Below are 24,652 nucleotides of genomic sequence, written 5' to 3' on the forward strand. Positions count from 1 at the left end.
CATGACCGACACGCTCGTCTCGGCGATACCGGAGTACCCGATGGAGCGGGCCGCTGGCTGCCCGTTCGCGCCTCCGCGTCAGATGCTGGAGATGAACGAGACCAAACCCCTTTCGCGGGTGCGGATCTGGAACGGCACCACTCCGTGGCTGATCACCGGCCACGAGGCCGCCCGCGCGCTGTTCGCCGACCCCCGGGTGTCCGTCGACGATCGGCGCGACGGATTCCCGCACTGGAACGCACACATGCTGGCCACCGTGGACAAGCGGCCGCGCTCGGTGTTCACCTCGGATGCCGAGGAGCACACCAGGTTCCGGCGGATGCTGTCCAAGCCGTTCACGTTCCGGCGTGTCGAGGCGCTGCGCCCGGTGATCCAGGACGTGACCAACGAGTGCATCGACGAGATCCTGGCCGGGCCCCAGCCCGCCGACATGGTCGCCAAGCTCGCGCTGCCGGTGCCGACCCGCGTGATCAGCGACATGCTCGGCGTGCCGTATGAGGACCACGAGTTCTTCCAGGAGCACGCGAACGCCGGACTCGCCCGCTACGCGGCCGCCGACGCGATGCAGAAGGGCGCGATGAGCCTGCATCAGTACTTGATCAACCTGGTCGAGGAGAAGCAGGCCAACCCGTCCGAGGACGCGGTGTCCGACCTCGCCGAGCGGGTGACCGCCGGTGAGATCAGTGTCAAGGAGGCCGCGCAGCTCGGCACCGGGCTGCTGATCGCCGGCCACGAGACCACGGCGAACATGATCGGCATCGGCATCTGCGCGTTGCTGGAGAACCCCGAACAGGCGGCGCTGCTGCGGGATTCGGACGATCCGAAGTTCATCGCCAACGCAGTCGAAGAACTGATGCGCTATCTGTCGATCATCCAGACCGGTCAGCGCCGCGTCGCGATCGAGGACATCGAGATCGCCGGCGAGACGATCAAGGCGGGGGAGGGCATCATCCTCGACCTGGCGCCGGCCAACTGGGATCCGGCGGCCTACCCGGAGCCCGACAAGCTCGACCTGACCCGGGATGCCGGCCAGCAGCTCGGTTTCGGCTATGGCAGGCACCAATGCGTCGGCCAGCAGCTGGCCCGCGCCGAACTGCAGATCGTGTTCCACACGCTGCTGCGCCGCATCCCGACCATGAAGCTTGCCATCCCGCTCGACGAGGTGCCGTTCAAGCACGACCGCCTCGCCTACGGCGTCTACGAACTCCCGGTTACCTGGTAAGCCCCAGACTTCAAGCATTTCAGCCCGATTGGAGACCCGAATGTCTACCGGTACATCTTCTGTAACCGCCACCCTGTATCCGCCCGAGGGCTTCGGCGCACCCAAGAACCGGCAGGGCCATTCCACCGGCGGTGTCGTCGGCCTCCCCGAGGACACCGTGATCTTCTCGGCCGACAACCACATCTCGGTGGCCGACGACATCTTCTACGAGCGTTTCCCTGAGGAGCTCAAGGGTGCCGCGCCGCGCATCTGGTATGAGGACGGCGCCTACATGGTCGGAATGAAGGGCAAGGCCTGGACCGGTGGCGATTTCGGCCGCGTGCTGATGCAGTACGACGACCTCGCCGGAGCCGCGTCGAACAACATCGAGGCCCGTATCCGCGAACTCAAGGAAGACGGCATCGACAAGGAACTCGCGTTCCCGAATGCTGTACTGGCGCTGTTCCATTACCCGGACAAAGGGCTGCGGGAACGGGTCTTCCGGATCTACAACGAACACATCGCCGATCTTCAGGAGCGCTCCAACGGTCATTTCTACGGTGTCGGGCTGATCAACTGGTGGGATCCGAAGGGCACCCGCAGCACCCTCGAAGAGCTGAAGTCACTGGGGCTGCGGACCTTCCTGCTCCCGCTCAACCCAGGCAAAGACGACGACGGAAACATCTACGACTACGGCAGCACCAGCATGGACGCGGTGTGGGACGAGATCGAGGCCTCCGGGGTCCCGGTCAGCCACCACATCGGCGAGACTCCGCCGAAGACGCCGTGTGAGAACAACAGCGTCGTCGTCGGCATGATGGTCAACGTCGACTCGTTCCGGGAGCAGTTCGCCAAGTACGTGTTCTCGGGCATCCTGGACCGGCACCCGTCGCTGAAGATCGGCTGGTTCGAAGGCGGTATCGCGTGGGTGCCGACGGCGCTGCAGGACGCCGAGCACATGCTGGCGTCCTACCGGCACATGTTCAACCACGAACTTCAGCACGACGTCAACCACTACTGGTCCCACCACATGAGCGCGTCCTTCATGGTCGACCCGCTGGGCCTGCAGCTGATCGACCGCATCGGGGTCGAAAACGTGATGTGGTCGTCGGACTATCCGCACAACGAGAGCACATTCGGCTACTCGGAGAAGTCGCTGGCGTCGGTGGTGGAAACGGTCGGCCCGGAGGCGGCGGTGAAGATCGTGTCGACGAACGTACAGAGATTCCTGGGGATCTCGTGACAGCGACCCTGACTGCCGGCTCGGCCCTGCTTGACATCCCGGACGTTCCTGACCGCGCCAGGATGTACCGAGAATGTGGTGCGCGGCTGCGGACGTCGATGCGGGAGAAGGGCGTCGACGCCCTCGTCCTGCTCGGCAACGGCAACGTGGTCTACGCGACCGGTGCCAGCTGGCCGCTGTTGGACGCGGGGCTGTCCCACGTGGAGCGTCCGGTCGCCGTCGTGCTGGCCGATGACGAGCATCCACACCTGTACATGCCGTTCCGCGAGGGCAGTGCGTTCGACACCGAGGTCCCCGGCGACCACGTCCACGGCCCGTTGTACCTCGAATTCGACGAGGGGGTACACCATTTCGCCGCGGTGTTGGCCGACCTCGTCCCGGCGGGCGCGACAGTGGCCGTCGACGAGTTGACCGGGGCGATGCGCCGTGCCGCGGGCCGGTTGTTCCCGGCCGGACCGCCGTCTGACGCCGCCCAGGTGATCGGGCCGGCCAAGCTCGTCAAGACCATCGACCAGATCGCCGGCGTCCGACAGGCCTGCCGCATCACCGAACAGGCGCTGCTCGACGTTCAGCCCGCGGTGGCTCCCGGCGTGAGCCAGATGGATCTCTCGGCGCGGTTCGTCCGGCGGGCGTTCGAACTCGGTGCGACGACGAACATGATCGAGGCGATCTGGCAGGTGATGCCGACGACCCGGAGCAGTGGTTCGGTGTGGACCACGACCGGTGACCTGGCGCTGCCGTTGCTGCCGACGGAGAAGCCGCTGGCCTCCGGCGATGTGTTGTGGACCGACATCAGCATCACCTACGAGGGCTACTGCTCTGATTGGGGCCGCACCTGGGTGGTGGGCGAGGATCCGACCCCCGAACAGAATGCGAACTTCGCGAAGTGGCGCGAAATCCTCGACGCCGTATTGGCCGTGACCAAGGCCGGCGCCACTTCCGGGGATCTGGCGCGCGCGGCGATCGCCGCCAACGGAGGCAAGAAGCCGTGGTTGCCGCACTTCTACCTCGGTCACGGGATCGGCACCAACGCGGCCGAGATGCCGATGATCGGCACCGATCTCGGCGAGGAGTTCGACGACAACTTCGTGTTCCCGGCGAACATGCTGCTGGTCTTGGAGCCCGTCGTCTGGGAGGACGGCACCGGGGGTTATCGAAGCGAGGAGATCGTGGTCATCACCGAAGACGGTTACCAGTCGATCACCGACTACCCGTACGCCCCCTACGGACTGAGCTGAGAAGTACGACATGGCAATCGAAATCGTCTGTGACGACCTCGCCCTCCGCGCGGGCCGGCGTGAACGCGCGCTGGCCCAGATGGCGGCCCACGACCTCGACGTGCTCGTGTTGGGCCGGCAGGCCAACGTGCGCTACGTGACCGGTGCCCCGCAACTCTGGGTCGCGGGCACCCGTCCGTTCGCGCCGATCTGTGTGCTCGTGCGGGCCACCGGAGAGATCCACCTCAACAGCAGCTGGGACGAGGGCATCCCGGAGGAAATCGGACACGACCACCTGTACGGGCTGGCCTGGAACCCGATGACCCTGATCGAGGTACTCAAGGGCATCGACGGCGCGGCCGACGCGACGCGCGTCGGGACCGACGCGATCTCGCCGACCTTCGCGAAGCTGCTGCCGTTGGCGTTCCCGAACGCCGAACTCGTCGACGCGGAGATCGCGATGAAGGCCGCGCGCCGCACGAAGACTGCTGACGAGCTTCGTGTGCTGCGCGGCGCGCTGAACGTCGCCGAGCGCGGCCTGGCCGCGGCCGTGTCCGAACTCGCGGTGGGAGTCACCGAACAGGCGCTCAACGGCGTGTTGATGGAGGCGATGACCGCGGGCGGGTACAGCACCTCGGCCACCCAGGACGGCGCGTGGATCACCTCGCGTGACCACGCTTGGCGGGTCGGTCGGCGCGATCGCCGGATCGCCGAAGGCGACCTGGTTGCGTTCGCGGCGGGTGCGCTGGCCGACGGTTACGTCGGTGAGGTCGGCCGCACCTGGCCGGTCGGGGAGGTCCCCGGCGCGGATGCCCTCTTCGGCCGCGCACATGACCTGTGGGAGCGCCTGATCGACGCCTGCCGCCCCGGCGCGTCGGCGACCGGCCTGCTCACCGCCTACGACGCCGCGGGCGAGGCGCTGCCGCCCGTCCCCGTGGCGCACGGCCTCGGACTCGGCTTCGATCCGCCGGTGATCTCCCCGGACCTGCCGCAGACCTGCGCCGACGAGCGCCTCGACCCCGGCACGGTGCTGGCGGTCACCGCGTACGTGTGGGAGCCCGGCGTCGGTTCGGTCTTCCACCGCGACGCCGTGCTGATCGGCGAGGACGGTCCCGAAGTACTGACGTCGAGCCCGGGTCGGGCCCAGACCACCGCCGGAATCGGCTGAGAGGACATACGTGTCGGAGAACAGGCGGCCGTCTCCCGAGGAGATCATCCTCTACGAGAAGGACCCCAGGACCAAGATCGCGACCATCACGTTCAACCGGCCGGAGTTCCTCAACGCGCCGACATCGCTGGCCCGGCTACGGTATGCGGACGTGCTGCGCGCGGCCAACGCCGACAACGACGTGAAGGTCGTGATCATCCGCGGTGTCGGGGACAACCTCGGCAGCGGAGCCGATCTCCCGGAGTTCATGGAGGGCAACGACAATCCCGCCGCCCGGCTCGCGGAGCTGCGCCTCGAAGATGACGGCGTCGGCGAGGTGACCTATCCGCCGAAGGGGACGTTCCGTAACGGCGCCACCATCAGCGCGTGGTACGCCAACTCCCAGGCCGGTAACCGAGCGCTGCAGGATTTCAAGAAGATCAGCATCGTCGAGGCCAAGGGGTACTGCTACGGCTGGCACTTCTACCAGTGCGCCGACGCCGATCTGGTGATCTCGTCCGACGACGCGCTGTTCGGACATCCGTCCTTCCGCTATCACGGCTGGGGTCCGCGGATGTGGACCTGGGTGCAGATGATGGGGCTGCGCAAGTTCCAGGAGATGGTGTTCACCGGCCGTCCGTTCACCGCCGCCGAGATGTACGACTGCAACTTCCTGAACAAGGTGGTCGCTCGCGACCAACTGGAGGCCGAGACACAGAAGTACGCGCTGGCGTGTGCCCGGAACCGCCCGGTGGACACCGTGTTTCAGCAGAAGATGTTCTTCGAGATCTTCAAGCAGCAGCAGGGCGAGTACATGGGTAGCCTGCTGAGCGCGTTCTTCGAGTCGATGGGCAACGGGGTCGCCAACGACAGCGACGACGACCTGGACATGTTCGAGTCGATCGACAGCGGACTGTCGGCAGCGGTCAACGACAACGACAGCAAGTTCCCGCCCGAGTTCCGGTTGAGCAAGCGCAACCGGGCCCAACCGGACTGAGCCCAGGGCCGAAGTGTCCGAACCCGCACTGTCCGGCTACGTCGTCGTCGATCTCTCCAGCGGGATCGCCGGCGCCTACTGCACCAAACTGCTCGCCGACGGCGGCGCCGAGGTGATCAAGGTCGAACCGCCGCAGGGGGATCCGCTGCGTCGGTGGTCGGCATCCGGCGCCGACATCGTCGACGGCACAGACGGGGCGTTGTTCTCCTACCTCGCGTGTTCGAAGCGTTCCGTCGTGGCCGACCCGGGTGCCGACACCGAGTTCGTGGACGCGCTACTCGCCGATGCCGACGCAGTGATCTGGTCCACCGGGCCGGGGGTGGCCGGCCTGGCCGCGTTCGCGCCGGCGGCGATCAACCGGCGTCATCCCCACCTGATCGTCACCGCGATCAGCCCGTTCGGCCTGGACGGCCCGTGGAAGGACCGTCCCGCAACGGAGTTCACGCTGCAGGCATGGTCCGGCGGCATCGTCGGGCTGGGCCGCGGCGCACCCGACCGGGCGCCCGTCTACGTCGGCGGACAGGTCGGTGAGTATCTCGCCGGCGCCTACGCGAGTGCGGTGACACTCGCGTCGCGGATGCGCGGCGGCGGCGAGCTGATCGATCTGTCGATGCTCGAAACCGACATCCTTGGCCTGACCTATTACCCGGTCAGCTATTTCGCCATGCTGGGCAGGCCGTGGCGCGATGCCCGCAGGCTGACCGTACCCGGCATCGCGCGGGCGAAAGACGGTCTCGTTGACATCGGTTGCGGTACCGCGCAACAGTGGTTCGACCTGTGCGCGATGACCGGCCATGTGGAATGGATTGACGAGGAATCGCCGCTGTCGATCACCCAGCAGGCCAACGAGAAGGCCGAGGAGCTCTACGCCTGGGTGGCCGAGCAGACCGTCGACGAGATCCGGGACCTGGCCACCGCATTCCGGATTCCGAACGCCCCGGTGGCCAACGGCGCCAACGTCGAACGGCTCGACCACTACGTCGCGCGCCGGTCGTTCGTCGTCAACCCGCGCGACGGTTTCACCCAACCTGCCGCGCCGTACCGGATGTCGGTGGACGCGTTGCGTGACCCCGAACCCGCGCCGCGTCTGGGCGAGCACACCGACCTCTACCGTTCGCGAGCGCGAAATATCATTCCGAGTCGTGATTCCGCAGAAATGACAACCCGGAATGATATTTCGCGGCCTGGTGCCCTGCCGTTCGCCGGGCTGCGGGTGGTCGACATGACGACGTTCTGGGCGGGGCCGAGTTGCACGCATCTGCTGGCGATGCTCGGCGCCGACGTGATCCACGTGGAGTCCACCCGCCACCCCGACGGCACCCGGCTGATCGCCGGCATCCCGGTCACCGAGGACAACTGGTGGGAGCAGTCACCGATCTTCTCCGGCCTGAACACCAACAAGCGCGGCATCACGCTCAACCTGTCCACCGAGACCGGGCGGGACCTGCTCAAGCGGTTGATCGCGACAGCGGATGTGCTGGTGGAGAACTTCACCCCGAGGGTGATCGAGAGCATGGGGCTGACCTACGATGCCGTCAAGCAGATCAAGCCCGACATCGTGATGGCACGCATGCCCGGATTCGGGCTCGACGGACCTTGGCGCGACAACCCGGCATTCGCCTACGTCATCGAGGCCGCGGCCGGAATCAGCTGGCTCACCGGCTATCCCGACCTCAACCCGTTCGAACCGTACTCGGTGGGCGATCCCAACGCGGGTATCCACGCGTTCAACGCGATCCTGATCGCGCTGGAGCACCGCCGCCGCACCGGGGAAGGCTCGATGGTGGAGGCCGCGATGGTCGACGCCGCGTTGAGTGTGGCCGCCGAGCAGGTGATCGAATACTCCGCCTACGGCGCGGTGCTGCAGCGCGACGGTAACCGGGGACCCACCGCGGCACCGCAGAATCTGTACCTGTCCAACGAGATCGACGAGTTCGGTCGTGCCGACAGTTGGGTGGCGGTCGCGGTGGCGACCGACGAGCAGTGGTCAGGTCTGCGTCGGGCGATCGGTGCGCCGGAGTGGGCGATGGCCGCCGAGCTGACGACCGCAGCGGGGCGGCGTGCCCACCACGATGTGATCGACCGGCACCTGTCGGCCTGGTGTGCACAGCGCACCCGCGACCAGATCGTCGACGCGTTGTGGGACAACGATGTCCCGGTCGCCAAGGTGTTGCAGCCGCACCGCCAGACCGAGATCCCGCAACTCGCCGCGCGTTGCTTCTTCGAGACGGTCGAGCATCCCGTCAACCCGCCCACCCCGTACAGCACGGTGCCGTACCGCAGCAGCCACGGTCCGCACCGTGTGCACACCGCGCCCGCCCCACTGCTCGGCCAGCACAACGCTGAGGTGTTGCGCGAGCTCGGCATCGGTGACGACGAGATCGCCGCGCTGGAAGCCGACGGGGTCATCGGGACCGCGCCCGCGCGCTAACCTGCGACATGGCCATCTCACCGTCGGACATCCTGCTCACCGGCCGCGTCGCCGTGGTCACCGGCGGGGGCGCGGGGATCGGCAGAGGAATCGCGCAGGGGTTGGCGGCATTCGGGGCCTCGGTGGCGATCTGGGAGCGCGATCCCGACACGTGCGCGGCCGCCGCAGCGGAGATCGGTGCACTCGGTCTGGTCGTCGACGTACGCGAGGCCGCAGCCGTCGACGCCGCACTCGCGCGCACCGAAAGTGAGCTCGGCACGGTGTCGGTCTTGGTCAACAACGCGGGCGGCACGTTCCGCTCGGCATTGCTGGACACCTCGGAGAACGGCTGGGACGCGTTGTACCGCAGCAATCTGCGCCACGTCCTGTTGTGCACGCAGCGGGTCGCCCGCAGGCTGGTCGATGCCGCAGCGCCGGGCAGCATCATCAACGTGACGTCGATCGAGGGCAGCCGTGCCGCGCCCGGATACGCGGCCTACGCCGCGGCCAAAGCCGGCGTGGTCAACTACACCCAGACGGCGTCCTTCGAGCTCGCCCCGCATCGCATTCGCGTCAACGCGCTGGCGCCGGACCTCACCATGACCGAGGGGCTGCAGAACCTCGCCGTCGGCGATCTATCCGAGTCAATGGCCCAGATGGTGCCGATGCGTCGCGCCGGTCATGTCGACGAGATGGCTGCCGCGGCAGTGTTTCTCGCGTCGGACATGGCGAGCTACATCACCGGGCAGACGATCCACGTCGACGGCGGTACCGAGGCCGGTGGCGGCTGGTATTTCCACCCGGCCACCGGGGTGCCGACGCTCGGGCCGGGTTAGGCGTCCGCCGAGTCTGAGGTTCTTGGCGAGTTTCGGGCCGGATCTCGGCATCTTCTTCAGGTTCGGCGGCAGGGCCTGGATTTGTCGGTGGTCGAATGTATGTTCGAGTTATGTCGAGGACGGATGTGCAGGACGCGGTCAGCGCGCTGCGCGCCGCGTTCGACACCGTGGCGGCCTGCGATCTGGAGCTGCTGACCCGATCCGAACTGATCGAGGCGATGGACGAGTTGGAGAGTCTGGGCTGCCGGCTGCCCGGGCTGGGGCATCGGCTGTTGGCGCGGTTGCAGACCGAGGCCACCGCCCGGGAGATGGGCGCGAAGTCGTGGAAGGACGTGTTGCGGATCCGGTGGCGCATCTCGGTCACCGAAGCGAATCGGCGCCTGACCGAGGCTTGCCTGTTGGCGCCGCGCCCGTCGGTGACCGGGCCGGCGCTGCCGCCGCTGCTGCCGGCGACGGCGATCGCCCAAGAACGCGGGTTGATCAACCCCGAACACGTCGAGGTGATCCGCAAATCGGTGGCCAAGCTGCCGTCCTGGGTGGATAGCACGACGCGGGAGCAGTTCGAGGTCGACCTGGTGCGCACCGCCGTCGGGGTCGGCCCCAAAGAAGTGAAGGACGCCGCCGAGCTGACGTTGTTTCTGTTGGATCAGGACGGCCCAGAACCTGACGACACCGAACGCGCCCGCAAGCGCGGGGTGACCAAGCACAAGCAGCGCCCCGACGGGATGGTCGACCTGACCGCGACGTTGACGCCCGAAGCCTGGGCGGTGCTCGAGGTGATCTTCGCCAAGTACGCCGCCCCGGGCATGTGTAATCCTGCCGACCCCGAACCCTGCACGTCGGGCACGCCGTCACAAGCCCAGATCGACAACGACTCTCGCAGCCTGGCCCAGCGCCAGCATGATGCGCTGATCGCGGTCGGGCGGATCGCTTTGATGAGCGGCGAGTTAGGCAAACTCAACGGACTACCGGTGTCGATCATCATCCGCACCACCCTCCAAGACCTGGAATCCCGCGCCGGGATCGGCGTCACCGGTGGCGGCACCAGGATGCCCATCAAAGACGTGATCCGGATGGGCGGGCATGCCAATCACTATCTGGCGGTGTTCGACAAAGCCACCGGTTCAGCGCTGGATTTGTTCCGCACCAAACGCATCGCCACCCCAGAACAGCGAATCATGGTGATCGCGCGCGACGGGGGCTGCACCAAACCGGGCTGCACCGTCGGCGCCTACGGCAGCCAAGTCCACCACGTCACCCGCGACTGGGGCCGCGGCGGGAACACCAACATCGACGATCTCGGTCTAGCGTGCGGGCCGGACAACCGCAGTGTCAATCCCGACGACCCGACTGCCTGGACCACCCGGATGAACACCCGCGGCGAGGTCGAGTGGATTCCACCGGAGCTTCTCGACACCGGACAGGCTCGCGTGAACACCTACCATCGCCCCGAACGGTTACTGCGCCCGCCTGAGGAACCCGAAAACGACTGCGCGGCGGCGGAACCCGACACCCCCGGCGGACCCGGCGGACCCGCACCACCCGAAGACCATGCGGCCTGATGGCCGCCCAGCCAACACCCGTGGCACCAGCGCCGGGTGAGACACGACCGCGCCCAGAATCGTCAGGAGGCACCGGAGATGGCGGCGACGCAACCGCAGGCTCAGATCACCCACACCGTCCTACCCCGCGCGAAGCGATTCCCGTCAGGCGTCCGGTGCGGGGTCGCCGAGCCGTCGCTTGATCGCGCCCCACGGATCGGCGTACCGGCCGGGTTGTTTCCAGTAGGCGCCGCGGCGCTTGAGTGCGGCCCGGATCAGCGGAGACAGCAGCGGCAGCACGGACTTCGACGGCCCCGCATTGCGTGAGGCCTCGTCGAGCATGGCCTGCCACGAATAGTGCTGGAACTGCAAGGCTTCCTGCGCGCGGGTGGTGTCCATCCAGTCGGTGACGAACCATGCGTCGTCGTCATCAGGGTCGCCCTTGCGTCCCGGTACGAGCCCGCCCTTGATCCCGCGGGTCGCGGCCAGCGCGGGGGTGATGTCGGCGTAGGACAGCTTGTGTGAGTCGTCGCCGGCGATGAGCAGGATCTCGCCTGCCACGTCGGCCGTCGTCGCGGCTGCGAAAGCCCATGCGACGTCGCGGACGTCGACGCTGTGCACCCGGTTGTCGACGGGGAGCAGGCTCTCGAAGTAGAGAGCGTCGGCGTTGAACGGGATCGCCTTGGGGTCGACGCTCAACACGCCACCGAGCCGGAGCACCACCCATTCCAGGGACGATGCCCGCACGATCTCCTCGGCCTGGGCCTTGTGACTGCTGTAGAGATCGGAGTGCTTCATCGGCATGCCCGCGGTGACCGGTCCGGTCGCCTTGTGTGGATTGCGTGCGCCGTAGACCGCGTTGCTCGACGCCTGGACGAACCGTGGGGGAGTGGGCTGCGCTTCGGCGATCTTGACCAGGGTCGCGGTGGCGTCGACGTTGACACGGCGGGCCAGCGCCCGGTTCTTGTAGATCGTGGGCGGGATGATCGCCGCGAGATGGATGATCACCGCGGGCGCCACGTCGGCGACCAGCTGTGCGGTCTGCTCGGCGTTGGTTAGATCTGCCCACCGAACGGTTACCCCGGACGGGAGGTTCTCGGCTGCCGACCGATTCGCCGGTGTGTCGAGATCGGCGACGACGACGCCGCGGCCGAGTTCGGCCAATCGGCGGACCGTGGCCGAACCGACGAGGCCGAAGCCTCCGGTGACGAGCACCGTCCCAGACGCACTCGTCATCCAAAGCCTCCTACCTGCGGATATGACATTCTCCTTTTGGGAGAGTAGCATATCCGCCACCATGTCCGACGAGCGTGCCGAGACGGCCAAGTGGGACCCCGCCTTCACCCGTCAGATCACCGACTGGGTGGGTCCACTGATCCGACGATACTTCCGCGCGGATGTGCGCGGCATGGATTCGCTTCCGGACAGTGACGGGGCGCTGGTGGTGTCGAATCACTCGGGCGGCATGCTCACCCCCGACGTGATGGTGTTCGCCCCAGCCTTCTACGAGCGCTTCGGGTTCGACCGTCCGCTCTACACACTTGCGCACTACGGCGTGTTCATCGGTCCGCTGGGCGACCTGCTGCGCCGCGCGGGGGTTATCGAGGCGACGCGTGACAACGCCGCCGATGCCCTGCGGTCCGGCGCGGTGGTACTGGTGTTCCCCGGTGGGGACTACGACTCCTACCGGCCGACGCTGACGGCGAACAAAGTGGACTTCGCCGGCCGCACCGGATACGTGCGCACCGCACTGGAGGCAGACGTCCCGATCGTCCCTGTGGTGTCGATCGGCGCGCAGGAGACCCAGATGTTCCTTGCCCGTGGCGATTCGATCGCCCGGCGCATCGGGCTGACGCGCGCGCGGATGGAGATCCTGCCCGTCAGCATCGGGTTCCCGTTCGGTCTGTCGGTCATCTTCCCGCCGAACCTGCCGCTGCCGTCCAAGATCGTCACCCAGGTGCTCGAGCCGATCGACATCGTGGCGCGGTTCGGCGACGACCCCGACATCGACGAGGTCGACCAGTACGTGCGGGCCACCATGCAGACCGCGCTCGACGAGTTGGCACGCAAGCGGCGATTTCCGGTGCTGGGGTGAGCGCGATGGCAGACCAGGTCGGGTTGGTTTCGACACTGTGGCGGGCCCGGCTGATCGCGCCGTTGCGTCCGGACCGCTACCTGCGGATGGGGCTGGCCGTGCGCAGGGCGGGTCTGAACGCCACCATCGGCTTCGCGACCGCCGCGCAGCGCTGTCCCGACAAACCCGGTGTGATCGACGAACTCGGCACGCTGACATGGCGGGAACTCGACGACCGCTGTGACGCCCTCGGGGTCGCGTTGCAGCAGAACGCAGCGAGCCCGTCCACCATCGCGGTGATGTGCCGAAACCACCGCGGGTTCATCGAGGCGCTGGTCGCCGCCAACCGCATCGGCGCCGACGTGCTGCTGTTGAACAGCTCGTTCGCCGGCCCGGCGATGAAAGAGGTGATCGAGCGCGAGGGTGCCGATGTCGTGATCTACGACCAGGAGTTCACGACGACCGTCGACCGCGCGCTGGCCGACCGCCCGCAGGCGCAGCGGATCCTGGCCTGGGTGGACGAGCCCGCGGGTGCCGTCACCGTCGAGTCGTTGATCACCGCCCACCTCGGACAGCGGCCGCAGCCCGCCACCCGCAAGAGTGACGTCATCCTGCTGACCTCGGGGACCACCGGAAGTCCCAAAGGCGCCAAACGATCCGCCGGTAGCGGCGGCGCGGGCGACCTCAAGGCCGTGCTGGACCGGACACCGTGGCGCGCCGAGGAACCGATCGTCATCGCGGCGCCGATGTTCCACGCGTGGGGTTTCTCGCAGCTGCTGTTCGCCGCGCTGCTGGCCTGTCCGATCGTGACCCGACGCAAGTTCGACCCCGCCGCCACGCTTGCACTCGTGGACAAGTACCAGGCCACCGGTCTTGCGGTCGTGCCGGTGATGTTCGACCGCATCATGGACCTGCCCGACGAGATCCGAAACCGCTACAGCGGAAGGTCGCTGCGGTTCGCGACCGCGTCGGGGTCGCGGATGCGTCCCGACGTCGTCACCGCGTTCATGGACCAGTTCGGCGACGTGATCTACAACAACTACAACGCGACCGAGGCCGGCATGATCGCCACGGCCACACCAGAAGACCTCCGTGCCGCGCCGGACACCGCGGGCCGGCCCGCCGATGGCACCGAATTGCGCATCCTCGATGCCGAGCACCGTGAACTGCCGCCGGGGGAGGTCGGGCAGATCTTCGTGCGCAGCGGAACGTTGTTCGACGGGTACACCGAAGGCTCGGCCGGGACGGACAGAGCTTTCCACGACGGGTTCATGGCCTCTGGCGATCTCGGCTACCTCGATGACGCCGGCCGGTTGTTCGTCGTCGGCCGCGACGACGAGATGATCGTCTCCGGCGGAGAGAACGTGTACCCGATCGAAGTCGAGAAGGCGTTGACGGCGCACCCCGAGGTCGCCGAAGCCACCGTGCTCGGTGTCGACGACGCCGAGTATGGTCAGCGGCTGGCCGCATTCGTCGTGCTGTCCGACGGCAGTTCCGCGACCCCGGACGACCTCAAACAGCATGTGCGCGACAACCTCGCGAATTACAAAGTGCCGCGGGAGATCACGATTCTGCCGGAACTCCCGCGCGGCAGTACGGGCAAGATCCTGCGCAATGAATTGCGGGGAAGCTGAATCGATCCGGCGGCTACGCCGGCGGTAGCGCGGTGTCAACGGTGGCCGCGGCGGGTAGCCCGCACGCCTGCCGGAGCTCGCCGAAGGCATGAACCATCGCGTCGGTTGACTCGTGGGGGTCGGCGAACGTGCGATCGTCGGAGAGCACCGCAATGTCGAGTTGGTCGACGTAGCTCCACACCGTCATGTTGAACGCGCTGCCCGCCGAAAGAACACCGACGGAATAGATCTCGCTGACCGGCGCGCCCCCGATATGGCCCCGCTGCCTCGGTCCGGGGACGTTTGATATCGCGACGTTCATCAGTCGGTTGTGGTCGGCGCGTTTGGCCTGCGCCTTGAACAGTGCGGGCGCCAACGGCGGCGGCAGGTACTCCAGCAGCCGCCCCTGAAGGGTCGGGCCCAGCAGGTCGTTGGTCTCCTTGGCGCGGGTGGACGCCACCGATGTCAGCTTCACCCGCTCGATCGGGTCGGCCATATGCACCGGAAGGGACACCATCATTCCGCCGATCTCGTTGCCGGTGATCCGTTCGGTCGACCGGTCCGTGCTCACCGGCACCGTCGCCAGGATCGGTCGGTCGGAGTGACCGTCGTACCGCAGCATCAGCTCACGCAGTCCGCCCGCGGCCACCGTGAGGACGACGTCGTTGAACGTCACCCCGAGGTGTTTGGCGGTCTCTTTGACCTCGGCCAGCGACAGCGTCGCCGTCGCGAAGGTTCGCACCGGGGACACCACGTGGTTCAGGAACGTCGGCGGTGCGTTGAAGGGCTTGGCCAGATCGGCCACCTTGCGGCGCTCCTTCGAACGCCTGCGCAGCCGGACCGCCCCGCGCGCGATGTCGGAGATCAGCCCGGGCAGCTCGGCGATGTTCTGGAAATGATCACGCTGGGCCTCCCACAGCAGGTCCCAGGTGGGCGGATCTTCGCACGTCTGCAGAGGTTCGTCACGCTCGTCCTGGGGTGCGTCGACCAGATCCATCAGTCGGGCAAGCAGATTCGCCGATGCGACGCCGTCGGCGAGGGTGTGGTGCACCTTGCCGATCAACGCGAACCGGTCGTCCGCCAGACCCTCGGCGAAGTGGAACTCCCACAGCGGTCTGCTGCGGTCCAGCGGTGTGCTGGCGATCTGGCCGATCACCTCGTCGAGTTCGCGACGCCCGCCGGGGGCAGGAACGCTGACCCGCCGCAGGTGGTAGTCCAGATCGACCGGGCAGTCCTGCATCCACATCGGATGGTGCAGCCGCCATGGGATGTCGACCAGCCGGTACCGCAATGGTTCGAGCAGGTGCAGCCGCCGGGCGATGGTCTGGCGGAACACGTCGAACCCGAAGTCGCCGTCGAACTCGGAGGTGTCGATGACGGCGACCTTGAGGGTGTGGGTGTGCAGGTTCGGCGTCTCGCTGTACAACAGCATGGCGTCCATGCCGTTGAGTCGCTTCATGGCGACCATGCAACCACCCGGTCGACATGATCACCGTCGATTCGCCGAACGTGTCAGCCGCAGAGCGTCTCGAGTGCCCCGCGGGTGTCCAGATCGATGAACGCCGCGGCGTAGCGCTGCGCGAAAGCGAGGCAGATGTCTGCGCGCTGCCACGCGTCACCGCCGGACAGCGTCGCCATCCAGATCGCCAGCCCGTGGGCAACCGACGCCCGGTAGCCCAGCCAGATCTCCTGCTGCGTCGGCAGTTCGGCGGCGGGCAGCCGCAGCGCAGCGCGGTACTCGACGATCAGGTCACGTTCGGCGGCGCGCCTGTCCTCGATCGTGAGCGCACCCTGGAGGAAATACCCGAGGTCCAGCGAGAAGCTGCCCCGCCGGACCATCTGCCAATCCAGGAAGCCGACCGTGCCGTCCGGGAGCACGTAGGTGTTCCCGATGTGCGGATCACCGTGCAGCAGCGTCGGAGCCGAGGCGGTCAGCGAACCGATGTAGCGCGCCCACACGTCGACGAACAGCTCTTTGCCGCTCATCGCCAGGATCTCGCCGGACACCGAGTCGCCGAGTCGCTCGTGCGCGATGTCCAGTTGCGCGTACTCCAGGCCTTCGAACGCGACGAACGGCTCAACCCAGCCGAGGCCGGGGTTGCCGGTGAGCCGTTCACCCCAGTGCTCGCTGTGCAAGCGTGCCAGGCCTCGGACCCCCTCGGCGACCTGCTCAACAGTCATCGGGCGGGTGGAGTCCCTCGGGTCGGCCCCGCGGGCGACGACGTCCTCCATGATCATCAGGAAGTCACGCCGACTCTCGTCGATGATCGCGGTGTACACCGTGGGATGGTCCAGCGGCAGGTTCGCCCCCGACAGGAAAAGCCGCGGCTCGTGGTACAAACCGCTGGTCAGCGCGACGAGGTCGGCGTGTTCGGGATCGACCGCCTTGGCGAACACCGTCGCCGGGCCGGAGCCCGCGGCGTAGCTCAACGCCAGCCGGGCCCGGCGATTGGTGCCGTCGTCACGCAGGGCGACGGTGACACCGCCGACTTCGGCTCCCGGAAAATGTTGCGCGAGAGCCGAAGTCATCCACTCGGGGGAGATCTCGTCCCAGCCCTGCGGGATCGACAACTCGGGTGCGGCCACGACGTCTACTTGAGGCAGCTGCCGCCGTCGACCGGCAGAGTGACGCCGGTGATGAAGCGGGCCTCATCGGAGGCGAGGAACAGCACCGCGTTGGCGATGTCCTCGGGCTCCACCCATCCGATGGGCAGCGTGTGCATCAGCTGACCGATGACCTTCATGTCCTCAGGGCCCGGGTTCTCCAGGTCCGGCCGGAACAGTTTCATCGTCGGCTCGTTCATGAACAGCGGGGTGTTGACGTTGGTTGGGTGGACCGAGTTCACACGGATGTTCTGGGCGCCGAGCTCGACGGCGAAGGTCCGCATCAGGCCGACGACGCCGTGCTTGGCGGCGACGTAGTGACCGGTATGCGGATAGGCCTTCAGTCCGCCGACAGAGCTGGTCAAGATGATGGAGCCGCCGTTGCCGCCCGCGAGGATATGTGGCACACCGGCTTTGACCGTCTTCCAGACGCCGGACAGGTTGACGCCGATCATATCGTCCCAGTCGGGCTCGCCGGTCTTGTCCAGCGTCTCACCGCCGTTGCCGATACCGGCGTTGGCGACAATGATGTCGAGCTTGCCGAACTCCTCGACGCCAGCGTCGACGGCAGCCTTCAGTGCGTCGTAGTCGCGGACGTCCACCTCGGCGGTGTAGATCCGGCGGCCCGCGTTCTTGACCAGGTCGGCGGTCTCAGCGAGGTCCTCCGGCGTCGACAACGGAATCCGCACGCTGTCGATCTGCTTGCAGATGTCGACCGCGATGATGTCGGCACCTTCCTGCGCCATCCTTACCGCGTGCGCGCGGCCCTGCCCGCGTGCCGCACCGGTGATGAAAGCGACCTTGCCTTCTACACGTCCTGCCATGGGTACCAGTCCTTAAGTGGTGGTGGGTTTTTCGCTGATGGATACAGGTCAGATGAACGTGGGCATGGATTCCCAGCCGCGGACGGCGGTGGTCTGAGACGGTTTGGCATTCGCCCAGTCGACGTCCCAGGTCGGGAATCGCTTCAGGATTTCTTCCAGAGCGACCTTGCCTTCCAGGCGGGCCAGTGCGTTCCCCATGCAGAAGTGGGTGCCCGCGCCGAAGGTCATGTGTGACCGCAGTTCCCGGTGGATGTCGAAGACGTCGCCGTTGGGCGGGAACCGACGATGGTCGCGGTTCGCGGCCCCGACCAGCATGAGCATTGCCGACCCCGCCGGCACGGTCTGGCCGTGGTACTCGACGTCGCGCGTCACGTAGCGGGCGATCTGCAGCGCCGGCGGCTCCCAGCGCAGGATCTCCTCGATCGCCGCGGGAATCAGCGTGGGGTTCTCCGCGAGTTCGCGGCGCTGGTCCGGGTAATCGGCGAGAGTCTTGCCCGCCCAACCGATCAGGCGGGTGGTGGTCTCACTGCCCGCGGTCGCGATGACCGTCAGATACATCAGCAGTTCTTCACGGCTCAACCGCCGCACGGTGCCGGTCTCATCCTCGAACTCGGCGTTGAGCAGGTCGGTCATGATGTCGTCGGACGGATGTTCGGTGCGGTAGTCGATGAACTCCGCGAACACCTCGCCGGTGGCCATCAGATCGACCGTATCGCCTTGCAGGGTGGCCTCGCCGTGATCGGTGACGCGCCGCTGGTCCTCTTCGGGGATGCCCAGCAGCATGCCGATCACCCGCATCGGCATCTGGTTGCCGAGATCCTTGACGAAGTCGAAGTTGCCGGTGCCCATGACCGGATCTAGGCATCGGGAGGTGAACTCGCGGATCTGAGGTTCGAGCGCTTGCACCTTGCGCGGCGTGAAAACTCGTGACAGCAGATTTCGGTGGATGTTGTGGATCGGCGGGTCTTCGAAGATCAGTGTCCCGGGCGGAATCTCCATGCCGGACTTGATGATCTCCAGCAGAGCGCCCCGACCGGAGATGAACGTCTCGTGGTCGATGACCCCCTTGTTGACGTCCTCATAGCGGCTGAGCGCATAGAAGTCGTGCTTGTCGTTGTAGTACAGCGGAGCTTCCTCGCGGAGGCGGGCGAACACCGCGTACGGGTTCATGTTGAGGTCGACGCTGTAGGGGTCGTAGTACAACTCGTCGGTGGCGGAGTCCTGCACGTCGGAGTCGTCAGCGCTGATCGTCACGGTTCCCTCTCGCTGGATCAGTCTTTTGCGTAAGACATGGGGCTGCAATTTGTCTCACAACTGTGGCATCGGCAGCGCATGAGTGTCAATGGCGAACTCGCTGGAGGCAATCCCGACTCTCTCTAGAGAAGAATCGCACTCTCACATAAATAGCTCATAGCCCGGCCCCGCAGGCGGGAGAGCAAGGACGTTCGAGTACGAAAATATCGTTCTCGACGAGTTAAAGGATGGTTCTCGCGCTATTCGGCGGCGAAACCGTGGGAGCAGAAGTCCCAGACCTCGTCCGCGGTGATCGGATGAGCGGCGTTCTCGTCGGTGTCCCCGCTGGACTGGGCGACGAACATCACCGTCTGCATGGTCATCGCGGCCATCCGCTTCGGGTTGATCCCGGCGCGGAGCTGGCCCGCCTCGCCGGCCTCTTCCATCAGCTCGGTGAGCAGGGCGAGCAGCGGTGCGTGGGCCACCTTGACCTCGGACGGATGGGAGACCAACAGGCGTGGTGCGAAGTCGGTGAACAGGGGCCGTTTGGCTGCCGGATCGGGGCGCGAGGACTCGAACAGCAGCTGGATCGCGACTTTCAGGCGTTCGATGGGCTCTTCTTCGCCCGACGTGGCAGCCCGGATCTGTTCGGCCGACCGGCTCAGGGCGTCCTCGAACAGGGCGAGAAGCAGCTCGTGCTTACCGTCGAACTGCAGGTAGAAGCTGCGCAGCGACTGCCGCGACCGATCGACGACTTCTTGGACGGTGAAGTCGGTACTACCCTTTTCGATGATGATCGCCTGCGCGGCGTCGAGGAAGCGCTGTACGCGCTGGGCGGCCCGCAGTTTGGCCGTCTTGATCGAACGTTCGACCGCACGCTGCTTCCACGCCGGTTCTTCGCTTGGCGTCGTCACCGGGGGCTCGGATGCAGGCCGGCTGGGGAGAACATGAACTGACTGTACCGGAGAACGTCTTGCCATAGCGGCCGTCGACCCCCTCCCGGCGAGCGTGTCAGAGATTGTAACTTCCTCACCACGAGAATAGTATTCTCATTTCGGTGATAACAGAAGGCCCAAGTCTGGCCTCGCGGGCGTCGGGCCGACATAACCGCTGGCCAACCATCGTCCCTCCGGAACCCGAGGACTGCCGTGTACATCGACTATGACGTCTCCGACAGGATCGCGACCATCACGCTGAACCGGCCCGAGGCCGCCAACGCGCAGAATCCCGAGCTTCTCGACGAACTCGACGCGGCGTGGACCCGTGCGGCCGAGGACGACGAGGTGTCGGTGATCGTGCTGCGCGCGAACGGCAAACACTTCTCTGCGGGACACGATCTTCGCGGCGGCGGGCCGGTCCCGGACAAGATCACGCTGGAGTTCATCATCCAGCATGAGGCGAAGCGCTATCTGGAATACACGTTGCGCTGGCGCAACGTGCCGAAGCCGTCCATCGCCGCGGTACAGGGCCGGTGCATCTCCGGCGGCCTGCTGCTGTGTTGGCCGTGCGACCTGATCATCGCCTCCGATGACGCCCAGTTCTCCGACCCGGTGGTGTTGATGGGCATCGGCGGTGTCGAGTACCACGGACACACATGGGAACTCGGGCCGCGCAAGGCCAAGGAGATCCTGTTCACCGGACGCGCGATGACGGCCGACGAGGTCGCGGCAACCGGGATGGTCAACCGCGTGGTGCCCCGTGACCAGCTGGACGCCGAGACCAGGGCGCTCGCCGAGCAGATCGTCAAGATGCCGCCGTTCGCGTTGCGCCAAGCGAAGCGGGCGGTCAACCAGACGCTGGACGTCCAGGGCTTCTACGCGGCGATCCAGTCGGTGTTCGACGTACACCAGACCGGGCACGGCAACGCGCTGAGCGTGGGCGGCTGGCCGGTCCTGGTGAACCTCGAAGAGATGAAGGCCAACATCAAGTAGGCCACCTCGGGTCGCGTAGGCACCGCGAGCGCGCGCGTCTGCACCCCAACACGCCGTGGCAGTTGGCATTTCAGGCGCGCTCGGAGGTGACGAGCGTGCGCTCAGTGCCCGCGGCGGCCGGTGTGTCGGCGGACAGACGCGCGCGCTCGCGGTGCGGACGTAAGAGCTACAGCTGGGCGAGGCGGGGGACCGACCCGCGCGCCCGCAGACCGGCTCCCGCCCTGCGGGTCAATTCCCGGGAGCTGCCGAGCAACCCGTCGAGCACCAGTGCGCGCTTCACGTGGTGCTGTAGATCGTGTTCCTCGGTGAAACCGATACCGCCGAGCACCTGCTGGCAGTGCTTGGCCGCGGTGAGCGCGGCCTTGCCCGCGGCGGCCTTGGCGAGCAGCGAGCTCAGATCGGGATTGTCGGCGCTGGGCAGATTCAGCGTGGCCTCGGCGCCCTCGATCGCGACCAGCGTCTCGGCCAATCGGTGCCGCACCGCCTGGAACGACGCGATCGGCTTGCCGAACTGCACCCGGTCCAGCGCATGCCGGCGCGCCAGGTTCAGCATCGCGCGCGACGAGCCGACCAGCCACCAGCCGACTGCCATGCGCGCCTCGGCCACCCGGATCGGGTAGCCCTCCTCCTCGCGGCGCAACGGCAGTCCGCTCAGCGTGGGGTCGGTGGCCTCCGCGCTGATCCGGTCCCACACCACCCACGAGTTGCCGGCGTAGGGGAGCGGCAGTTCCACGGTGTCGCCGATCGTGTTGCCGGTCGCGTGCAGCACCACGTCGACGAGAGCCGATGCGTGCGAGCCGGTTTCGCCGAGCAGCCGGAACACCAGCGGAACGGCCACCTCGGGCATCTCGGAAAGCATATCCGCCCAGCCCATCTCGGTCAGCGCGGCATCGAGTGCCGGACCCGACGAGGAGAGCATGCTCTTACGTAGCGAGGTCTCGAGCATCTCGAGCGACGACTCGTCCATCTGGGCGACCATCCTCACTCCTTTCCGAGATCGAGCAGTCGGCGCGCGATGATGTTTCGCTGCACCTCGGCGGTACCGCCGTAGATCGTGGCCGCGCGCGAGTACAGGTATTCGGTGCGCCATTCGCTGTCGTCGAGTTCGATGGCGCCGGGCAGCAGGTCGCGAACGGTGTCGTAGAGCCGCTGTTCGGCGCCGGCCAGCAGCACCTTGTCGATCGAGGTGTCCGGACCGAGCTTGTGGCCTTCGGCCAGCCGGTGCTGGGTCGCGCGGGACCGGCACCGCAGCGTGTGCAGCGCGAGATAGATCTCGCCCATGTCCGAATCGATGCTCTGCCCTTGCCGCTTCACCTCGTCGACCAGCGCGTCGAAGCGGGAGTACAAGTAGGCGATCCGCTGCCAGAAGCAGGTCGAACGTTCATAGGGCAGCAGGTCCATCGCGAGTTGCCAGCCGTCGCCGACGTTTCCGAGCATCCGATCGGCGTCGACCTCGACATCGTCGAAATACACCTCGCAGAACTCGTCGACATCGTGCATGGTGCGCAGCGGGCGCACCGTGATCCCCGGGGTGTCCACGTCGACGAAGAACGCGGTGATCGCCTGGTGGTTGGGGGTATCCGCGTCACCGGTGCGGGTCAGCAGCACGCATCGGTGCGAGAACTGGGCGAAACTGGTCCACACCTTCTGGCCGTTGATCACCCACTTGCCGCCCTTGCGCACCGCGCGCGTGGTCAGCGACGCCAGGTCGCTGCCCGATCCCGGTTCGGAAAAGCCCTGGCACCACTGCTCTTCGCCGCTGAGCAGTCTGGGCACCATCTGCGCGGCCAGTTCGGGCCGCGCGTAGTCGATCATCGTCGGCGCCAGCACTTCGAGCATCGAGTACGGACCCGGTTCCGCCAGCCGGCGGCCGACCACCTCCTCGCCGACGATGGCCCGCAGGATCGCCGGACCGCCCAGTCCGCCCGCGTGTTCCGGCCAGCCGTAACGGCTCCAGCCCGCGTCGTACAGCGCCCGCTGCACCCTGGCGAACTGCTTGATGTGCCCCTGTAGGGAGTGGTCGTCGCCGGGGGTCAGGTCGTTCTCGTCGAGCCATTTCCGCAGTTCCGTGCGGAACGTCGCGGGTTCGAAGAGATCGGTGCTCATCGGGCCTCCGGAGCCGCCCCGGCGGCGACATCGCCGTCAGGCCTGCCGATCGCGTGCGGACGTCCGGAGTCGTGTTCGCCCGAGCGTCGAATGAACGTCATGGCGCGGGTTCTCAGCCGCCAGCCGTCCCCGGTGCGCACATAGGTGTCGTTGTAGTACCCGATGCGCATGTCGTGCTTGGAGTGCTCGATGAAACACAGCGGCTGGGTGCCACTGGCCTTGTCCGGATCGTCGGCGTCGAGCGTGACCAGCGACGTCCCGGTCATGAACAGCCCCTTCGGGGCGGCGTCGACGAGCTCCGGGAAGCGTGCGAGCGTGTACGTCGAGCCGAACGCGCTGTACGTGCCGTCCGGGGTGAACACCGAGATCAGCCCGTCGAGGTCGCCCTGGGTGATCGTGACCGCGTACTTGGCCAGAAGCTGCTGGATCTCGACGAGATCCTCAGTGCGTGACGTCATTCTTGAAGACCTTACCGTCCTTCATTACAAAGTTGACATCGCGTGTAACGCTGATATCGGCGAGCGGGTCGCCCGGGACCGCGATGATGTCGGCGAGATAGCCCTCGGCGAGACGCCCGAGCGTATCCGGACGATTGATCAGATCGGCGGCCACGACGGTGGCGGCCCGCAGCACGGCGGCCGCGGGCATACCCCAATCGACAAGGGTGACGAGTTCGTCGGCGTTGCGGCCGTGCGGGATCGCAGGCGCATCGGTGCCCACGGCGATCTTGACTCCGGCCTCATAGGCCGCCTTGATCGACGTGCGCGCCTTCGGGAACATCTCGGCGGCCTTGGCCTGCAACTCTTTCGGAGCCTTGGAGACGTCCATGTACTCGGCAAGCCGGCGCGTCGACACCAGGAACCTGTCGTTGTCGACGAGCATCTGGATCGCCTCGTCGTCCATCAGGAAGCCGTGCTCGATGCAGTCGATACCACATTCGACGGCGTGCTTGACGGCCTCGGCGCCATGGGTGTGGGCCGCGACGCGCAGTCCTCGGCGATGCGCCTCGTCGACGATGACGCGAAGCTCCTCATCCGAATAGTGCTGTGCGCCGGCCTCTCCGGTCAGCGACATCACCCCGCCCGAACAGCACACCTTGATCAACTCTGCGCCGTGCTTGATCTGGTAGCGCACCGCCTTGCGGATCTCGTCGACGCCGTTGGCGATGCCCTCCTCGACGGTCAGCTCGAGCACGCCCGGCATGAACGCCGCGAACATCGTCGGGTCGAGGTGGCCACCGGTCGGGGTGATCGCGTGCCCGGCCGGGATCACCCGGGGGCCTTCTATCCAGCCGGCAGCGATGGCCTTGCCGAGTGCGACGTCGAGCAGGTATCCGCCTGTCTTGACGAACAATCCGAGGTTGCGGACCGTCGTGAAGCCGGCCCGCAGTGTGCGACGGGCGTTGCCCACCGCACGCAGTACGCGCGTCGCCGGATCGTCCTGCACCTGGGACAGGCCCGGCGTCTCGCCGCGCCCGCCCATCAACAGGTTGACCTCCATGTCCATCAGCCCCGGCAACAGGATCGAGTCACCGAGGTCGATGACCTCCGCATCGGGCGGGGGAGAGCCACCGAGGCCCACTATCCGGTCGCCGTCGACGTGGACGATGCCGGGGCGAATGATCTCCCCGGCATCCACGTCAAGCAGACCCGCAGCCTTGAGGGTCATTGCCACC

At 66.8% G+C, this 24,652-nt stretch carries 21 protein-coding genes; 11 read left to right on the forward strand and 10 right to left on the reverse strand.

Going from position 1 to position 24,652, the window contains the following annotated elements; genetic code table 11:
* The first annotated feature begins 1 nt into the window (after position 1).
* From NTM_RS15370 to NTM_RS15405, 8 genes are all read left to right on the forward strand, one after another.
* Positions 2-1,222 carry a cytochrome P450 gene (locus tag NTM_RS15370; RefSeq protein ID WP_104865983.1) on the forward strand — a complete coding sequence of 407 codons (1,221 nt, stop codon included), beginning with the start codon at positions 2-4 and terminating at the stop codon, positions 1,220-1,222.
* A 40-nt stretch (positions 1,223-1,262) separates the two neighbouring features.
* On the forward strand, positions 1,263-2,444 hold the full coding sequence (locus NTM_RS15375) for an amidohydrolase family protein (RefSeq protein ID WP_163766766.1): 1,182 nt from the start codon (positions 1,263-1,265) through the stop codon (positions 2,442-2,444).
* 62 nt (positions 2,445-2,506) lie between these two features.
* On the forward strand, positions 2,507-3,682 hold the full coding sequence (locus NTM_RS15380) for a M24 family metallopeptidase (RefSeq protein ID WP_435405127.1): 1,176 nt from the start codon (positions 2,507-2,509) through the stop codon (positions 3,680-3,682).
* Between the two features lie 10 nt (positions 3,683-3,692).
* Positions 3,693-4,829 carry a M24 family metallopeptidase gene (locus NTM_RS15385; protein ID WP_163766767.1) on the forward strand — a complete coding sequence of 379 codons (1,137 nt, stop codon included), beginning with the start codon at positions 3,693-3,695 and terminating at the stop codon, positions 4,827-4,829.
* Between the two features lie 10 nt (positions 4,830-4,839).
* Positions 4,840-5,805: an enoyl-CoA hydratase/isomerase family protein gene (locus tag NTM_RS15390; protein ID WP_104865987.1), complete on the forward strand. Its 966-nt coding sequence runs from the start codon at positions 4,840-4,842 to the stop codon at positions 5,803-5,805.
* A 13-nt stretch (positions 5,806-5,818) separates the two neighbouring features.
* Positions 5,819-8,236 carry a CaiB/BaiF CoA transferase family protein gene (locus NTM_RS15395; protein WP_104865988.1) on the forward strand — a complete coding sequence of 806 codons (2,418 nt, stop codon included), beginning with the start codon at positions 5,819-5,821 and terminating at the stop codon, positions 8,234-8,236.
* Between the two features lie 8 nt (positions 8,237-8,244).
* Positions 8,245-9,051, forward strand: a complete 807-nt coding sequence (locus NTM_RS15400) for an SDR family NAD(P)-dependent oxidoreductase (protein WP_104865989.1) — start codon at positions 8,245-8,247, stop codon at positions 9,049-9,051.
* 95 nt (positions 9,052-9,146) lie between these two features.
* Entirely contained in the window at positions 9,147-10,613 is a 1,467-nt protein-coding gene (locus NTM_RS15405; protein WP_104865990.1) for an HNH endonuclease signature motif containing protein, read from the forward strand.
* Between the two features lie 144 nt (positions 10,614-10,757).
* On the opposite strand, the gene NTM_RS15410 is transcribed toward NTM_RS15405, so the two are convergent.
* Positions 10,758-11,828 carry an NAD-dependent epimerase/dehydratase family protein gene (locus NTM_RS15410; RefSeq protein ID WP_163766768.1) on the reverse strand — a complete coding sequence of 357 codons (1,071 nt, stop codon included), beginning with the start codon at positions 11,826-11,828 and terminating at the stop codon, positions 10,758-10,760.
* 22 nt (positions 11,829-11,850) lie between these two features.
* Here NTM_RS15410 and NTM_RS15415 point away from each other — a divergent pair, with 22 nt between their 5' ends.
* On the forward strand, positions 11,851-12,687 hold the full coding sequence (locus tag NTM_RS15415) for a lysophospholipid acyltransferase family protein (RefSeq protein WP_163766769.1): 837 nt from the start codon (positions 11,851-11,853) through the stop codon (positions 12,685-12,687).
* Between the two features lie 5 nt (positions 12,688-12,692).
* Positions 12,693-14,300, forward strand: a complete 1,608-nt coding sequence (fadD12, locus tag NTM_RS15420; protein WP_163766770.1) for an acyl-CoA ligase FadD12 — start codon at positions 12,693-12,695, stop codon at positions 14,298-14,300.
* Positions 14,301-14,313: 13 nt separating this feature from the next.
* On the opposite strand, the gene NTM_RS15425 is transcribed toward fadD12, so the two are convergent.
* The 5 genes from NTM_RS15425 to NTM_RS15445 form a co-directional block, all read right to left on the reverse strand.
* A complete protein-coding gene (locus NTM_RS15425; protein ID WP_104866007.1) occupies positions 14,314-15,738 on the reverse strand; it encodes a WS/DGAT/MGAT family O-acyltransferase in 1,425 nt (474 codons plus the stop codon).
* A gap of 53 nt (positions 15,739-15,791) precedes the next feature.
* Positions 15,792-16,865, reverse strand: coding sequence for a phosphotransferase (locus NTM_RS15430; RefSeq protein WP_104865993.1), 1,074 nt, complete (start codon positions 16,863-16,865; stop codon positions 15,792-15,794).
* A gap of 5 nt (positions 16,866-16,870) precedes the next feature.
* On the reverse strand, positions 16,871-17,707 hold the full coding sequence (locus NTM_RS15435) for a mycofactocin-coupled SDR family oxidoreductase (RefSeq protein WP_104865994.1): 837 nt from the start codon (positions 17,705-17,707) through the stop codon (positions 16,871-16,873).
* Between the two features lie 48 nt (positions 17,708-17,755).
* Positions 17,756-18,961: a cytochrome P450 gene (locus NTM_RS15440; RefSeq protein WP_104865995.1), complete on the reverse strand. Its 1,206-nt coding sequence runs from the start codon at positions 18,959-18,961 to the stop codon at positions 17,756-17,758.
* A gap of 239 nt (positions 18,962-19,200) precedes the next feature.
* On the reverse strand, positions 19,201-19,920 hold the full coding sequence (locus tag NTM_RS15445; RefSeq protein WP_163766771.1) for a TetR/AcrR family transcriptional regulator: 720 nt from the start codon (positions 19,918-19,920) through the stop codon (positions 19,201-19,203).
* Between the two features lie 168 nt (positions 19,921-20,088).
* Between NTM_RS15445 and NTM_RS15450 the strand changes: the two genes are divergently transcribed.
* Positions 20,089-20,871 (forward strand): enoyl-CoA hydratase, encoded by a 783-nt coding sequence (locus tag NTM_RS15450; protein WP_163766772.1) that lies wholly within the window; start codon positions 20,089-20,091, stop codon positions 20,869-20,871.
* Between the two features lie 166 nt (positions 20,872-21,037).
* Here the strand turns inward: NTM_RS15450 and NTM_RS15455 are convergent, their stop codons facing one another.
* From NTM_RS15455 to NTM_RS15470, 4 genes are read right to left on the reverse strand one after another with little or no spacing between them, the layout of a single operon-like run.
* A complete protein-coding gene (locus NTM_RS15455; protein ID WP_163769501.1) occupies positions 21,038-21,838 on the reverse strand; it encodes an acyl-CoA dehydrogenase family protein in 801 nt (266 codons plus the stop codon).
* Between the two features lie 14 nt (positions 21,839-21,852).
* On the reverse strand, positions 21,853-22,977 hold the full coding sequence (locus NTM_RS15460) for an acyl-CoA dehydrogenase family protein (protein ID WP_163766773.1): 1,125 nt from the start codon (positions 22,975-22,977) through the stop codon (positions 21,853-21,855).
* Positions 22,974-23,435 (reverse strand): nuclear transport factor 2 family protein, encoded by a 462-nt coding sequence (locus tag NTM_RS15465; protein ID WP_104865999.1) that lies wholly within the window; start codon positions 23,433-23,435, stop codon positions 22,974-22,976. Before NTM_RS15465 ends, NTM_RS15460 begins: the two co-directional genes overlap by 4 nt.
* Positions 23,419-24,645, reverse strand: a complete 1,227-nt coding sequence (locus NTM_RS15470) for a metal-dependent hydrolase family protein (RefSeq protein WP_104866000.1) — start codon at positions 24,643-24,645, stop codon at positions 23,419-23,421. Before NTM_RS15470 ends, NTM_RS15465 begins: the two co-directional genes overlap by 17 nt.
* Positions 24,646-24,652: the final 7 nt, after the last annotated feature.

Source organism: Mycolicibacterium parafortuitum (genome assembly GCF_010725485.1).
In the GTDB taxonomy this organism is placed as follows: Bacteria; Actinomycetota; Actinomycetes; order Mycobacteriales; family Mycobacteriaceae; genus Mycobacterium.

What these genes read in the sequence shown, in the direction of transcription:
- NTM_RS15385 (WP_163766767.1), top strand. Translation starts at nt 3,693, where the DNA reads ATGGCAATCGAAATCGTCTGTGACGACCTCGCCCTCCGCGCGGGCCGG.
- NTM_RS15375 (WP_163766766.1), top strand. Translation starts at nt 1,263, where the DNA reads ATGTCTACCGGTACATCTTCTGTAACCGCCACCCTGTATCCGCCCGAG.
- NTM_RS15460 (WP_163766773.1), bottom strand. Translation starts at nt 22,977, where the DNA reads ATGAGCACCGATCTCTTCGAACCCGCGACGTTCCGCACGGAACTGCGG.
- NTM_RS15410 (WP_163766768.1), bottom strand. Translation starts at nt 11,828, where the DNA reads ATGACGAGTGCGTCTGGGACGGTGCTCGTCACCGGAGGCTTCGGCCTC.
- NTM_RS15370 (WP_104865983.1), top strand. Translation starts at nt 2, where the DNA reads ATGACCGACACGCTCGTCTCGGCGATACCGGAGTACCCGATGGAGCGG.
- NTM_RS15435 (WP_104865994.1), bottom strand. Translation starts at nt 17,707, where the DNA reads ATGGCAGGACGTGTAGAAGGCAAGGTCGCTTTCATCACCGGTGCGGCA.
- NTM_RS15405 (WP_104865990.1), top strand. Translation starts at nt 9,147, where the DNA reads ATGTATGTTCGAGTTATGTCGAGGACGGATGTGCAGGACGCGGTCAGC.
- NTM_RS15445 (WP_163766771.1), bottom strand. Translation starts at nt 19,920, where the DNA reads ATGGCAAGACGTTCTCCGGTACAGTCAGTTCATGTTCTCCCCAGCCGG.
- fadD12 (WP_163766770.1), top strand. Translation starts at nt 12,693, where the DNA reads ATGGCAGACCAGGTCGGGTTGGTTTCGACACTGTGGCGGGCCCGGCTG.
- NTM_RS15415 (WP_163766769.1), top strand. Translation starts at nt 11,851, where the DNA reads ATGACATTCTCCTTTTGGGAGAGTAGCATATCCGCCACCATGTCCGAC.
- NTM_RS15465 (WP_104865999.1), bottom strand. Translation starts at nt 23,435, where the DNA reads ATGACGTCACGCACTGAGGATCTCGTCGAGATCCAGCAGCTTCTGGCC.
- NTM_RS15470 (WP_104866000.1), bottom strand. Translation starts at nt 24,645, where the DNA reads ATGACCCTCAAGGCTGCGGGTCTGCTTGACGTGGATGCCGGGGAGATC.
- NTM_RS15380 (WP_435405127.1), top strand. Translation starts at nt 2,507, where the DNA reads ATGTACCGAGAATGTGGTGCGCGGCTGCGGACGTCGATGCGGGAGAAG.
- NTM_RS15425 (WP_104866007.1), bottom strand. Translation starts at nt 15,738, where the DNA reads ATGAAGCGACTCAACGGCATGGACGCCATGCTGTTGTACAGCGAGACG.
- NTM_RS15455 (WP_163769501.1), bottom strand. Translation starts at nt 21,838, where the DNA reads ATGGACGAGTCGTCGCTCGAGATGCTCGAGACCTCGCTACGTAAGAGC.
- NTM_RS15400 (WP_104865989.1), top strand. Translation starts at nt 8,245, where the DNA reads ATGGCCATCTCACCGTCGGACATCCTGCTCACCGGCCGCGTCGCCGTG.